Genomic DNA, 13,646 nt, shown 5'->3' with positions numbered 1-13,646 from the left:
CGGAGGCAGGATTTCTACAGGAATCGATCGGATGACTGATCGCCCCACAATCATTGTCACCGGATGTTCGTCCGGGATCGGCGCCTATTGCGCGCGCGCGCTCCATGCCGATGGCTGGCGGGTCTTTGCCACCGTGCGTCGGGAAGAAGACCGCCAGTCTCTTGAGGCCGAAGGCATCGAAACCTTCCTGATGGACTATACCAAGCCGGAAACCATCGCCGCCCTGGCCGACACGGTGCTCGCGCTTTCCGGCGGACGGATCGACGCGCTGTTCAACAACGGCGCCTATGGCCAGGCGGGTGCGGTCGAGGACCTGCCGACCGAAGCGCTTCGGCTCCAGTTCGAGACCAACGTCATCGGCTGGCATGACCTGACGCGGAGGGTGATCCCGGCCATGCGGGCGCGCGGTAGCGGCCGCATCGTGCAGTGCTCCTCCATCCTCGGCATCGTGCCCTATCGCTGGCGCGGCGCCTACAACGCCTCCAAGTTTGCAATCGAGGGGCTGTCGCTCACCCTCAAGATGGAACTTGCCGGCAGCGGCATCGAGGTGAGCCTCATCGAGCCCGGGCCGATCGCCTCCAAATTCACGACCAACGCGATCGCCTATATCGAGCGCTTCATCGACCTCAAGAATTCGGTGCACCGCGTCGAATACGAACGACAGATGCGGCGCCTCCGGGGCGAGAGCAAACCCGCCCCCGGCAAGCTCGGCCCGGATGCGGTTTATGCGGTTTTGAAGCACGCGCTGGCAGCAAAGAAACCCAAACCGCACTATATTGTAACAAGGCCCGCCAGGCAGGGCGCGCTTCTGAAAAAACTCCTGCCGGCTGCATTGTTTTATCGCATCATCGGCCGACTTGGCTGAAGTAGAATTGCAAGGAAGAGTTCGATGTCCAGCTTCTTTACCGGCCTGACCCTGTTCATCATGGGCTTGGTCGTGATCGTTCTGATCCGTGGTCTCCTGAACATGGCGAAGGGCGGCAGCGGCAACACCTCCAACAAGCTGATGCAGGCACGCGTCCTGTTGCAGGCGATCGCGATCGTCCTGATCATGGTGACGCTGTGGCTCACCGGCGGCGGTCGCCCGACCTAGATGACGCAATTCCGGACGGAAAGCCGTTTCACACCTTTCCTGGAATTGCTGAGGATCGTGACGATAGATGGTGAAGCTCAACAAGATCTACACCCGGACGGGTGACAATGGCACCACCGGGCTTGTTGCAGGTCCGCGCCGCCTCAAGAGCGACCTGCGGGTCGATGCCTATGGCGCGGTGGACGAGACCAACGCCTTCGTCGGCCTGGCGCGACAGCACACGGCCGATATGCCGGCGCTCGACGACACGCTGATGCGGATCCAGAACGACCTCTTCGATCTCGGCGCAGATCTGGCGACGCCGGATACGGGAGAGCCGCCGCAATATGAGCCGCTTCGCATCGTGGCAGCACAGGTGACCTGGCTCGAGACCGAAATCGACCAGCTGAATGCCGAACTCGAACCCTTGCGTTCATTCGTGCTTCCGGCCGGCAGCCCCGCTTCCGCTGCGCTGCATGTCGCCCGCACCGTGGCGCGGCGGGCCGAGCGGCAGATGGTGGCGCTCGCCAATGTCGAAAGCGAGATCGTCAGCGCCGAAGCGATCGCCTACATCAACCGGCTCTCCGATTTCCTGTTTGTCGCGGCGCGCTCGGCAAATGACAAAGGCCAAGCCGACGTCCTTTGGGTTCCCGGAAAAAACAGATAACGTCCGCTTCCATAAAGTTCCCCGCGGGGAACCTTGGCATGATCCGCGCTTCGGGGAGACCGCATGTTCATACCGCTTCACGATACGAACGCCCTGAAGCACATCAAGGTCCAGTATGTCACGATCAGCCTGATCGCCATCAACATCGCCGTCTGGCTGATCACCGGGCCGATCGCCTCGGAAGAGTTCGCCAACGCGGCCATTCTCGGTTTCGGCTATATCCCGGCGCTCATCTTCGACTATGCTCAACTCGATCCCTCGCTGGTCATCGTTCCCGACGGCTTCACCTTCGTCACCTATTCCTTCCTGCATGGCGACGTCATGCATCTGGCGATGAACATGCTGTTTCTCTGGGTGTTCGGCGACAATGTCGAGGATGCGCTCGGGCATTTCCGCTTTCTGCTCTTCTATCTCCTCTGCGCCGCCGCAGGGGCGCTCGCCCATGGACTCTTCGACCCGGCCTCCGAAGTACCGCTGATTGGCGCCTCCGGCGCGATCTCCGGCGTCGTTGCCGCCTATTTCCTTCTGCATCCGAAGGTGCGGGTCTGGGTTCTGGTGTTCTTCCGCATCCCGCTTCCCCTGCCAGCCGCCATTCCGCTGGCCTTCTGGATCGGCCAGCAGTTCTTCATGCTGGTCGTCGATCCCGGCAGCGGCGTTTCGTGGAGCGCCCATGTCGGCGGCATTGTCGCCGGCCTCGTCCTGGTGGTCATTTTGCGACGCCGCGACGTGCCGCTTTTCGACCGCACCATCGTCACGCCGCGCGCCGTCCGGCACAAGGCGGAGCCGGTTGCGGCCGGACAGGAACTGCCTGCGGATGCGACAAAACCGCCGATGCCCTGGGGACGCCAGACCTGAGCACGCCCTCGCCTCTCCCACGCATTCGACGCGGATTGGGCGCCATTTCAAGGACTTGCCTGCCACTGGCCCTGCCTTGACGGCCTGCAGACAACCGGCCCTGGAGGCCGCTTGCCATTTGTCAGTCTTACGTGTACGTAAACGTCATTCCAATTCTCGGGGTTATATCGATTTAGCGCCATGCACAGCGATTGTAATTGGAGAAAAAACGCGTATCGATGTCGCCAACCGACAATCAGGCGGCTCCGTTAAGGCGCATTTTCCTGCGAAAGCTCTTGGAGGGAAGAATCCATGAAAATACTTGTGACGGTGAAGCGGGTGGTTGACTACAACGTCAAGATCCGCGTGAAGGCAGACGGTTCGGGCGTCGAGCTTGCGAACGTGAAGATGTCGATGAACCCCTTCGACGAAATCTCGGTCGAAGAGGCGCTCAGGCTGAAGGAAGCCGGCAAGGCGAGTGAAGTTATCGTCGTTTCCGTCGGTCCGGCCAAGGCCGAAGAGACGCTCCGCACCGCGCTCGCCATGGGCGCCGACCGCGCCATCCTCGTCGAGACCGAAGACCAGGTCGAGCCGCTCGCCGTCGCCAAGATCGTCAAGGGTGTGGCCGAGGCCGAACAGCCGGGCCTGATCATCGTCGGCAAGCAGGCAATCGACGACGACTCGAACCAGACCGGCCAGATGTTGTCGGCCTTGCTCGGCTGGGCCCAGGGCACCTTTGCCTCCAAGGTCGAGATCGGCGACGGCAAGGCAACCGTGACGCGCGAAGTCGACGGCGGCCTGCAGACGATCGACATCAAGCTGCCGGCGGTGGTCACCACCGACCTGCGCCTGAACGAGCCGCGCTACGCCTCTCTGCCGAACATCATGAAGGCGAAGAAGAAGCCGCTCGACAAGAAGACCCCGGCCGACTTCGGCGTCGACACCGCCGCCCGCCTCAAGGTGCTGAAGACCGAGGAGCCGTCGGGCCGCAAGGCCGGCATCAAGGTCAAGTCGGTCGCCGAGCTCGTCGAGAAGCTCAAGACCGAAGCCGGCGTCCTCTAAGTTCAGCAAAGGGAGATTAAATCATGGCCATTCTTCTTCTGGCTGACCACGACAGCAACCACCTTTCCGACCAGACCGCCAAGGCGCTGACCGCTGCCACCAAGATCGGTGGCGACGTGCATGTGCTGGTTGCTGGTGCCGGCGCCAAGACGGCGGCCGAACAGGCCGCCAAGCTTGCCGGCGTCTCGAAGGTGCTCGTCGCCGACGACGCCTCGCTTGCCAACAACCTCGCCGAGCCCTTAGCGGCGCTGATCGTCTCGCTCGCCGGCAGTTACGACACGATCGTTACCGCCGCGACCTCGGTCGGCAAGAACGTCATGCCGCGCGTTGCCGCCCTGCTCGACGTCAGCCAGGTCTCGGAAATCATCGAGGTCGTCTCCGCCGACACCTTCAAGCGCCCGATCTATGCCGGCAACGCCATCCAGACGGTGCAGACGACGGAAGCCAAGCGCGTCATCACCGTGCGTACCGCCGCCTTCGCCTCCGCTGCCGAAGACGGTTCGGCTGCGATCGAAACTGTTTCGGCGGCTGCCAACCCGGGCGTCTCCTCGTTCGTCGCCGACGCGCTGTCGTCGTCCGACCGCCCGGAACTGACCTCGGCAAAGATCATCATCTCCGGTGGCCGCGCGCTCGGCTCCTCGGAGAAGTTCCAGGAAGTGATCCTGCCGGTGGCCGACAAGCTCGGTGCCGCCGTCGGCGCTTCGCGCGCCGCCGTCGATGCCGGTTATGCTCCGAACGACTGGCAGGTCGGCCAGACCGGCAAGGTGGTCGCACCCGATCTCTACATCGCCTGCGGCATCTCCGGGGCGATCCAGCATCTCGCCGGCATGAAGGACTCCAAGGTGATCGTCGCGATCAACAAGGACGAGGAGGCGCCGATCTTCCAGGTCGCCGACTACGGCCTCGTCGCCGATCTCTTCGACGCCCTGCCGGAGTTGCAGAAGGCCCTGTAACCCACGGCAAGATCCGCCCGCCGCCGCCCATGAAAAGGGCTGGCAAAAGCGTGGACTTGGCATTAACAATCTACCGGGCCGGCCAAACCGGCCCGGTTTGCGTGTCTGAGGCGGCCTGGCCGCCCACTTGAAGATGGATGTTCGCCGCAATGATCAAGACGGTCGGAGTTATTGGTGCCGGGCAAATGGGCTGCGGCATTGCGCATGTTTCGGCAATCGCCGGATACAAGGTGCAGATCTACGATCTTGCCGCTGAACGGATCGAAGCGGGCCTTGCCACCATCAACGGCAATCTCGCCCGCCAGGTATCCTCCGGCAAGATGACCGACGAGGCGCGCAAGGCGGCGCTTGCGTTGATCAAGGGTTCCTCCGACATCAACGACCTGTCGCAGGCCGACCTCGTGATCGAAGCCGTCACCGAAGACGAAACGATCAAGCGCAAGATCTACGGCCAGGTTTGTCCGATCCTGAAGCCGGAAGCGATTTTGGCGACCAACACCTCTTCCCTGTCGATCACCCGCCTGGCCTCGGCCACCGATCGCCCCGAGCATTTCATGGGCATCCACTTCATGAACCCGGTTCCGGTGATGAAGCTCGTCGAGCTCGTGCGCGGCATCGCCACTGACGAGCAGACCTTCAAGACCGCCAAGGAATTCGTCGCGACGCTCGACAAGACCGTAACGGTCGCCGAAGATTTCCCGGCCTTCATCGTCAACCGCATCCTGCTGCCGATGATCAACGAGGCGATCTATACGCTTTACGAAGGCGTCGGCAGCGTCGAGGCCATCGACACGGCCATGAAGCTTGGCGCCAACCATCCGATGGGCCCGCTGCAGCTTGCCGACTTCATCGGCCTCGATACCTGCCTGTCGATCATGCAGGTGCTCTATGACGGCCTGGCGGATTCGAAGTATCGCCCCTGCCCGCTTCTGGTGAAATATGTCGAAGCCGGTTGGCTCGGCCGCAAGTCTGGCCGCGGCTTCTACGACTATCGTGGCGATGTCCCGGTTCCGACCCGGTAATGCCATCAGCAACTGACAAAAGAACCCGGCGCACCGCCGGGTTTTTCTTTGGGTGAGTTCTGATCCCGCTCAGCTGCCGGCAGCCGGGGCAATCGCCGCGCTGATCAGCGCCTTGGCGTCGTCGCTGTCCCAGGCGGCCGGGCCATTCATCGAGCCGATGAGGCAGCCCTTGTCGTCGAGCAGCAGCGTTGCCGGCAAGCCGAAGGCGAGACCTTCCTTCTTCATGTTGTTGAACACGCCCATAGACGCATCGCGGTAATAGGCAAGCTCATGCACGGCGGTCTCGTCGAGAAACGCCTTCGGCTTCTCGTCGTCGCCGACGTCGATATTGATCGCCACCACTTCGAACTTGTCGCTGCCGAGCGACTTCTGCAGCGCATTCAGCGCCGGCATTTCCTCGCGGCAGGGCACGCACCAGGTGGCCCACAGATTGACGAGCAGGGTCTTGCCGGCGAAAGCCGAGACGCTCGTCGGCTTGCCGTCGGGGCCGTTGAAGTCGAGCGCGATCGGCCGCGGTGACGACGCCGGCGCCATGGCGGCCACCTGCCCCTTCATCAGCGGCGTCAGTGATGCGACCTTGGCTGATGTCAGCGGGCAGCTGGCACTGGCCGTTTCGGTCTGCGCGCCATTGCCAGACCCCGTCTCCTTCACGTATACCGCTGCCGCACCGATGATCACGCCGAACAGGGCGGCGAGCGCGAACAGTTTCACGGCCGGGGGGGATTTCTTCTGGTCGGGCATCTCATTCTCCAAGGCGGGCATTCTTCATGACTGACGGCAATTCCGAGACGAAATTCTCCAACCAGATGTGGGGCGGTCGCTTTGCCTCGGGTCCGGACGCGATCATGGAGGAGATAAATGCCTCGATCGGCTTCGACAAGAAGCTCTATGCCCAGGATATCCGCGGCTCAATAGCGCATGCGACCATGCTGGCGCATCAAGGCATCATTTCGGCTGAAGACAAAGACAAGATCGTTCACGGCCTCAACACGATCCTGTCAGAAATCGAAAGCGGTCAGTTCGACTTCTCGCGCCGCCTCGAAGACATCCATATGAACATCGAAGCGCGGCTGGCGACGCTGATCGGCCCCTCGGCCGGCCGCCTGCACACCGCCCGTTCGCGCAACGACCAGGTGGCGCTCGACTTCCGCCTCTGGGTCAAGGAAGAGTTGCAGAAGACCGAGAAGGCGCTGACGGCGCTGATCGCCGCCTTCCTCGACCGCGCCGAGGAACATGCCGACACCGTCATGCCCGGCTTCACCCACCTGCAGACGGCCCAGCCCGTCACCTTCGGCCACCATTGCATGGCCTATGTCGAAATGTTCGGCCGCGACCGCTCGCGCGTGCGCCACGCTATCGAGCATATGGACGAAAGCCCGATTGGCGCGGCGGCACTGGCCGGCACCGGTTTCCCGATCGACCGGCACATGACGGCCAAGGCGCTCGGCTTCGCCGGCCCCACCCGCAACTCGATCGACACCGTCTCCGACCGCGACTTCGCGCTCGAATTCCTGTCGATGGCATCGATTGCCGCCACGCACCTGTCGCGTCTCGCCGAAGAGATTGTCATCTGGTCGACGCCGCAATTCGGCTTCATCCGCCTGTCGGATGCGTTTTCGACCGGCTCCTCGATCATGCCGCAGAAGAAGAACCCCGACGCCGCGGAACTGGTGCGCGCCAAGACTGGCCGCATCAACGGTTCGCTGATCGCGCTGCTGACGGTCATGAAGGGCCTGCCGCTCGCCTATTCCAAGGACATGCAGGAAGACAAGGAACAGGTCTTCGACGCCGCCGAAAGCCTCGAACTGGCGATTGCCGCCATGACCGGCATGGTGCGTGACATGACTGTTCGCACCGACCGCATGAAGGCGGCCGCCGGCTCCGGCTATTCGACCGCGACCGATCTTGCCGACTGGCTGGTGCGCGAGGCGGGACTGCCCTTCCGTGACGCCCACCACGTCACCGGCCGTGCCGTCGCGCTGGCCGAACAGAAGGCCTGCGATCTGGCGGATCTTTCGCTTGCCGACCTGCAGTCGATCCATGCCGACATCACCGAGAAGGTCTTCGACGTGCTGACCGTCGAGGCCTCGGTTGCCAGCCGTACCTCTTTCGGCGGCACGGCCCCCAACGAGGTTCGCAAGCAGATCGCCTGGTGGCGCGCCCGCAACTAGGGACGGACGAAGGTGCGGGCGGTTTCCGCCCGCAAATTCAGGGTGCACAAGCGCCGGAAAAATCGATAAGACATCGCACCAGCATCAGTCCCGCGAAGGAAAATCACGATGACATTCACGAAGGCGGCCCGGCTTGCGCTCCTGCTGGCGATCCCCGGGCTGGTTCTTGTCGGTTGCGGACGCAAGGGTGATCTCGACCGCCCCGGTTCGACGGCGCCGATTAACACCAAGACGCCCGCCGGAACCGTGGAGCAGAAGGAAAAACCCGACGAACGTCCTTTCCTGCTCGATCCCCTCCTCTAGTTGAAATTACGCAATTCCGGACGGAAGATCGCATCATACTTCCCTGGAATTGCTCAAAGCCGAGCTGCAGCCCGTGAACCACTTCCAGTACCGCGACGGAATCCTCTACGCCGAAGACGTGCCGGTCACCGACATCGCGCGCGCCGTCGGCACACCCTTCTATTGCTATTCGACAGCCACACTCGAGCGCCACTATACGGTCTTTTCCAAGGCCTTCGCCGACGTGGACGCGATGGTCTGCTACGCCATGAAGGCCAATTCGAACCAGGCAGTGCTGAAGACGCTCGGTCACCTCGGCGCCGGCGTAGACGTCGTCTCGGGTGGCGAACTCCGCCGCGCGCTTGCCGCCGGCATTCCCGCAAGCCGGATCATGTTCTCCGGCGTCGGCAAGACGCCGCAGGAGATGGATCTGGCACTGGACGCCGGCATCTATTGCTTCAACGTCGAGTCCGAGCCGGAACTCGAGGTGCTGAACCAGCGTGCCGTGCGGGCCGGCAAGCGCGCCCACGTCTCCTTCCGCATCAATCCGGACGTCGACGCCAAGACCCACGCCAAGATTTCCACGGGCAAGAAGGAAAACAAGTTCGGCATTTCCTGGGAGCGCGCCCGCGCCGTCTATGCCCACGCCGCCACCCTGCCCGGCATTGAGGTGACCGGCATCGACATGCATATCGGCAGCCAGATCACCGAGCTGCAGCCCTTCGACGACGCCTTCAAGCTGCTGCGTGAACTGGTCGATACGCTGCGCTCCGACGGCCATTCGATCGACCATGTCGACATCGGCGGGGGCTTGGGCATTCCCTACAAGGACGACAACAACCCTCCGCCGCTGCCGGATGCCTACGCCGAAATCGTCAAGAGCCAGTTGCAGTCGCTCGGCTGCAAGATCGTCACCGAACCGGGTCGGCTGATCGTCGGCAATGCCGGCATCCTCGTGACGGAGGTCATCTACGTGAAGGATGGCGGCGACAAGACCTTCGTCATCGTCGACGGTGCGATGAACGACCTCATCCGCCCGACGCTTTACGAGGCCTATCACGAGATCCGCCCTGTTCGCATCTCCGCCGCCAATGCCCCGCGCATCCGCGCCGACGTCGTCGGGCCGGTCTGCGAAACCGGCGATTATCTGGCGCTCGATCGCGAAATGGCGATGCCGAAGCCCGGCGATCTCTTCGCGATCAGTTCGGCCGGTGCCTACGGCGCCGTCCAGGCCAGCACCTACAATTCCCGTCTGCTGATCCCCGAAGTTCTGGTCAAGGGCGACCGCTTCCACGTGGTTCGCCCGCGCCAGGATTACGATGCCCTGATCGGCCTCGATTCGGTTCCGGACTGGCTCGGCTGAGGCAACCCGCACCAACGACGACAAATTGTGGTCGCCACCCGGGCGATCACGATTCTGTTTGCGCCCTCGTCTTCGCCACAAACGATGGTATCCTGAAGGCCAGCGGGCTAAGCGACGCTGCGTGCCGTTTCCAGCCGCATCTCGCTTTACTATATTGGGTCAGCCACGAGCGTTGATGGGCGACCGAAAGGAAACTTGGGCGGATGACGCAATTCCGGCAGGATGAAACGCCACAACCGAAGCCGTTTTCGAGAACCCTGGCACTGAAGAGATGGCTGGCGCGCTCGGTGCTGGTCGCCGAACAGCTTCTGCCGCGCATCCTCCTGCCCGGTTCCATCGTTCTTCTGTTTCTCGCCTTCGCCTGGCTCGGCTTCTTCCGCGTGGCGCCGTTCTGGCTGCATGCCCTGACGCTCTTTGTCTTCGCCATCGGCTTCCTCGCATCCCTGGTGCCGCTGGCGCGGATCCGCTTGCCTGGAAATGCCGATGCCGACCGCATGCTGGAAGAGCGCAACGCCCTGCCCCATCAGGCAATCCGCGTCCAGGACGACCGGCCGGCAACCGACAATCCCCTGGGCGAAGCGCTTTGGCGCGAGCACCAGGCCCGCATGGCACGAATGATCGGTGCGCTGGATACGGGGCTTCCGCGTCCTGACATCGCCCGGCACGACCCTTTTGCCCTGCGCGCCGTGCCGGTGCTTCTCGCCTGTATCGCCTTTGCCTATTCCTATTCCAACCGCGCCGGCCTGCTGAGCGACGCGCTGCGCCTGCCGCAGGCTTCGGTCGAAACGGCTGACATCCGCATCGATGCCTGGGTGACGCCGCCGGCCTATACCGGCCGCGCCCCGATCTTCCTCACCGGCAAGCCGCAGGCCGCACCTGCGGCAGAGGACGGCGGAGCCATCACCATCCCGCAATTCAGCGACCTGACCGTCCGGGTCACCGGGGCAGGACCGGACCAGGTCGTCCGCTTTGCCGAAAGTGGCGCGGCCAAGGCAATCGCCATTCCGGCGGCCGGCGAGAAAGCCGAGGAAACGAAGCCCAAGCCGAAGGTAGGCGAATCCGGACCGAAGGTCGCAGAAATGGCTGCGCCGGAGCCTGCCCGCTACCCGAATGCCGTGCGCAACCATGTCTACAAGGTCGTCAAGGACGGCGAGCTCGTCGTCGGGGAGCGGCGCTGGGCTTTCAAGATCATCCCGGACGGTGTGCCGCAGATCTCCTTCGACGGCATACCGCGTCCCACCGTCAATGCGGCGCTGGAAATCACCTTCGCGGCGACAGATGACTACGGCATCGCCCAGGCCTGGGCCGAGATCAAGCCGCTCGACGAAGCCGCGGAGGGGGCCCATCCGCTCTATCCGCTGCCCGAATACCGGCTCGACCTGCCACGCCGCAACGCGCGCGAGGCCAAGGGCACGACCAGCCGAAACCTCAGCGAACACCCGCTTGCGGGCAAGCGCGTGCGGATCAGCCTCGTCGCCCGCGACGCCGCTGGCCAGGAGGGCCGCAGCCCGCCGCAGGACATGATCCTGCCTGCCCGCCAGTTCATCCAGCCGCTCGCCGGCGCCGTGGCGGAACAGCGCCAGGTCTTCGCGCTCGATGCCAACGACCTGCCACGCGCCATCGACCTCAACGACGCCGTAGCCTCCCTTGCCGAGGACTGGATCCCCAACCTCACGCATTTCCTACTGCTGAAGTCGGCGCGGACACGCATGGCGCTTGCCTACAACGACGACATGCTGCGCGACGCCGCCGGATACCTCTGGGAGATTGCGCTCGGTATCGAAGACGGCGACCTGTCGCTCGCCGAACGGCGCCTGCGTGACGCGCAGCAGGCGCTCTCGGACGCCCTGGAGCGCAACGCGTCCGATCAGGAAATTGCCAAGCTGATGCAGGAGCTGCGCCAGGCCATGCAGGAATACATGCAGGCTCTCGCCCAGCAGGCGGCGAAAGACCCGCGCATGGCCGGAAAAATGAACCCGAACAACATCCTGCGCCAGCAGGATCTCGAAAAGATGATGAACCAGATCGAGAACCTGGCGCGCTCCGGCGCTCGCGATCAGGCACGCCAGATGCTGTCGGAGCTGCAGCGCATGATGAACAACCTGCAGGCCGGCCGCGGTCAGCAGCAGATGGGCGAGCAGAACGACGCCATGCGCCAGCAGATGGACAAGCTCGGCAAACTGATGCAGCAGCAGCAGCAGCTTATGGATGAGACGTTCAAGCTCGATCAGGCGCAGCGCGACCGCATGCAACGCGGCGACCCCTTGCAGGGTGAGGACAACGAGCTCTTCGGCCAGGAGATGCCGCAGGACCCGGGACAGCGCAGCGATCCAAACGGACAGCCCAATCCGCTCGACGACATGACCGCCGAACAGTTGAAGGATGCACTGAAGCAGTTGAAGCAGCAGCAGGATGAGCTCGGCAAGCAGCTCGGCGAACTTAACAGGAGCCTTGAAAGCATGGGCATCAAGCCGGGCAAGGGCTTCGGCGAAGCCCGGCGGGAAATGGACGGCGCTTCCGGCGCGCTCGGCAAGGGCCAGGGCGAACAGGCGGTCGGCAACCAGGGTCGCGCGCTGCAGGCCCTACGCCAGGGCGCCCAGGACATGATGAACCAGATGCAGAGCCAGGGTCAGGGCCCCGGCATGGGCGTTCCGCAATTCGGCCAGAACGGACGCGATCCGCTCGGCCGCCCCCAGAACAACCGGGGTCCGGAATTTGGCGACCACGTGAAGGTGCCCGAGGAATTCGACACGCAACGCGCCCGTCAGATCCTCGAAGAAATCCGCCGCCGGCTCGGGGATAACCTGTCGCCGGAAGTGGAACGCCAATATCTCGAGCGACTGCTAGACATGCAGTGAGGCCCGTAAGCCGGTTTGCCGCCAATTGAGCTAAGGATTCGCTGCTGCCCCTTCAGCCATTCTCGCGCAAAACGGCTGCGCACTTTAGCGCGACATGCACTGCGCTGCGAGCGGAACGCGGCGCTGGGCCCCGCAAGCGGGATAGCACTCAGTCGCCGGATTGGGCTTCGTCAGGCGGCCAGCGCAAGCGCAACGGCCTTGCGGATATCGGGAAGGGAAAAGGGCTTGGAGATGACGTCGACGATCTTGTCGGCGAGATCGTCGGCCCGCTCGCGCTGCTCGGCATAGCCGGTCATCAGCAGGATCTTCATTGCCGGAAAGGCGGCCGACGCTTGATGCGTCAGCTCGATGCCATCCATGACCGGCATGCGGATATCGGAAAGCAGGAGATCGAAAGCCTCGGTCTGGAGGCACGCAAGGCCGTCGGCACCGTCGCCCGCCTCGACCGTCTCATGGCCGTCGAGCTTCAATGCCCGCGCGACGAAGGAACGCAACGCATCCTCGTCCTCGGTAATCAGGATCTTCGCCATCATGGCCTCCGCGTTTCCAAGGCGCGGCTCTCACGCCGGCGCCCGCACCTGATCCAAAAGGTTACAGCGGGCGTCAGTCATCGACGGGACACGACGGCGCTGCAGCACCGCGAATCCGATAGGGAATCACCACGCGGCGCATCCCCAACCAATCAGTTTTTCGTTTGTGTTCGGTAAACGCTGAGCGACCGGATTTCAGGATCGGCGTGCCGTTTTGACACACCTTACTCGGCGTCGCCGGTGACGACGCCGACAAAAGGCAGCTCGCGGAAGGCATAGGCGACATCCATGCCATAGCCGACAACGAAGTGATCGGGGCACTCGAAACCGACATAATCGGCCTCGAGCTCGACCTTGCGCTTGACCCGCTTGTCGAGCAGCACGGCGATCGTCACGTTGCGGGCGCCGCGCTCGTACATCAGCTCCTTGGCGAAACGCAGCGTCCGGCCGGATTCGAGAATGTCGTCGATCAAGAGCACGTCGCGTCCATGCACGTCGCTGTCGATATCCTTGGTGATCTTGACGCCCTGCGAGACCGTGCCGGTGCCGTAGCTCGACAGTGTGATGAACTCGACTTCCGGCGCAAGACCGGCCGAATGCATGGCGCGGATCAGATCGGCGGCGAAGATGAACGATCCCTTGAGCACCGCGATCACCAGCAGATCCTTGTGCGGACCGTTGACGATCATCCCGGCCAGCTCGCTGTTGCGCGCTGCAATCGTTTCGGCCGTGTAGAGAGGTTCGATTTTCTTACCGCGAACAACGGGCATCAAGGCTTCTCCAGCGTTTCATCCGGAAGACCTAAGCCTTCCCATCCGCGCCGCTTAGCACA

At 63.3% G+C, this 13,646-nt stretch carries 14 protein-coding genes; 11 read left to right on the top strand and 3 right to left on the bottom strand.

Translation table 11 applies throughout. The features are described from left to right. Positions 1-31: 31 nt before the first annotated feature. From BHMPCIPO_RS30495 to BHMPCIPO_RS30465, 7 genes are all read left to right on the top strand, one after another. Entirely contained in the window at positions 32-865 is an 834-nt protein-coding gene (locus BHMPCIPO_RS30495) for an SDR family oxidoreductase (RefSeq protein WP_173520560.1), read from the top strand. Positions 866-889: 24 nt separating this feature from the next. Then, the gene (locus tag BHMPCIPO_RS30490; RefSeq protein ID WP_173520559.1) at positions 890-1,093 is read left to right on the top strand and encodes a twin transmembrane helix small protein; all 204 of its coding nucleotides are present in this window, start codon (positions 890-892) and stop codon (positions 1,091-1,093) included. Between the two features lie 67 nt (positions 1,094-1,160). Further along, positions 1,161-1,739 (top strand): cob(I)yrinic acid a,c-diamide adenosyltransferase, encoded by a 579-nt coding sequence (locus BHMPCIPO_RS30485; protein WP_173520558.1) that lies wholly within the window; start codon positions 1,161-1,163, stop codon positions 1,737-1,739. Positions 1,740-1,802: 63 nt separating this feature from the next. Next, positions 1,803-2,594, top strand: coding sequence for a rhomboid family intramembrane serine protease (locus tag BHMPCIPO_RS30480; RefSeq protein WP_173520557.1), 792 nt, complete (start codon positions 1,803-1,805; stop codon positions 2,592-2,594). Positions 2,595-2,885: 291 nt separating this feature from the next. Further along, positions 2,886-3,635, top strand: a complete 750-nt coding sequence (locus BHMPCIPO_RS30475; RefSeq protein ID WP_173520556.1) for an electron transfer flavoprotein subunit beta/FixA family protein — start codon at positions 2,886-2,888, stop codon at positions 3,633-3,635. A 23-nt stretch (positions 3,636-3,658) separates the two neighbouring features. Continuing rightward, positions 3,659-4,588: an electron transfer flavoprotein subunit alpha/FixB family protein gene (locus BHMPCIPO_RS30470; protein ID WP_173520555.1), complete on the top strand. Its 930-nt coding sequence runs from the start codon at positions 3,659-3,661 to the stop codon at positions 4,586-4,588. Positions 4,589-4,737: 149 nt separating this feature from the next. Further along, positions 4,738-5,610, top strand: a complete 873-nt coding sequence (locus tag BHMPCIPO_RS30465; protein WP_173520554.1) for a 3-hydroxybutyryl-CoA dehydrogenase — start codon at positions 4,738-4,740, stop codon at positions 5,608-5,610. A 69-nt stretch (positions 5,611-5,679) separates the two neighbouring features. Here BHMPCIPO_RS30465 and tlpA read toward each other — a convergent pair whose 3' ends face one another. After that, positions 5,680-6,351, bottom strand: coding sequence for a thiol:disulfide interchange protein TlpA (gene tlpA, locus BHMPCIPO_RS30460; protein ID WP_173520553.1), 672 nt, complete (start codon positions 6,349-6,351; stop codon positions 5,680-5,682). Positions 6,352-6,377: 26 nt separating this feature from the next. Here tlpA and argH point away from each other — a divergent pair, with 26 nt between their 5' ends. The 4 genes from argH to BHMPCIPO_RS30440 all read left to right on the top strand — a co-directional run bounded on the left by argH (position 6,378) and on the right by BHMPCIPO_RS30440 (position 12,284). Further along, positions 6,378-7,781 (top strand): argininosuccinate lyase, encoded by a 1,404-nt coding sequence (gene argH, locus BHMPCIPO_RS30455; protein WP_173520552.1) that lies wholly within the window; start codon positions 6,378-6,380, stop codon positions 7,779-7,781. A gap of 108 nt (positions 7,782-7,889) precedes the next feature. Further along, positions 7,890-8,084, top strand: a complete 195-nt coding sequence (gene lptM / locus BHMPCIPO_RS30450) for an LPS translocon maturation chaperone LptM (protein WP_173520551.1) — start codon at positions 7,890-7,892, stop codon at positions 8,082-8,084. A gap of 73 nt (positions 8,085-8,157) precedes the next feature. Further along, positions 8,158-9,426, top strand: coding sequence for a diaminopimelate decarboxylase (gene lysA, locus BHMPCIPO_RS30445; RefSeq protein ID WP_173520550.1), 1,269 nt, complete (start codon positions 8,158-8,160; stop codon positions 9,424-9,426). A 203-nt stretch (positions 9,427-9,629) separates the two neighbouring features. Continuing rightward, positions 9,630-12,284, top strand: coding sequence for a TIGR02302 family protein (locus tag BHMPCIPO_RS30440; RefSeq protein ID WP_173520549.1), 2,655 nt, complete (start codon positions 9,630-9,632; stop codon positions 12,282-12,284). Between the two features lie 170 nt (positions 12,285-12,454). Here BHMPCIPO_RS30440 and BHMPCIPO_RS30435 read toward each other — a convergent pair whose 3' ends face one another. After that, positions 12,455-12,814 carry a response regulator gene (locus tag BHMPCIPO_RS30435; RefSeq protein WP_173520548.1) on the bottom strand — a complete coding sequence of 120 codons (360 nt, stop codon included), beginning with the start codon at positions 12,812-12,814 and terminating at the stop codon, positions 12,455-12,457. 224 nt (positions 12,815-13,038) lie between these two features. After that, positions 13,039-13,584 carry a hypoxanthine phosphoribosyltransferase gene (gene hpt / locus BHMPCIPO_RS30430; protein WP_173520547.1) on the bottom strand — a complete coding sequence of 182 codons (546 nt, stop codon included), beginning with the start codon at positions 13,582-13,584 and terminating at the stop codon, positions 13,039-13,041. Between the last annotated feature and the right edge of the window lie 62 nt (positions 13,585-13,646).

Source organism: Ensifer sesbaniae, from assembly GCF_013283665.1.
Classification (GTDB): Bacteria; Pseudomonadota; Alphaproteobacteria; order Rhizobiales; family Rhizobiaceae; genus Ensifer; species Ensifer sesbaniae.
Note: the sequence above shows the minus strand (reverse complement) of the source record. Positions and strands in the feature narration are given on the sequence as shown.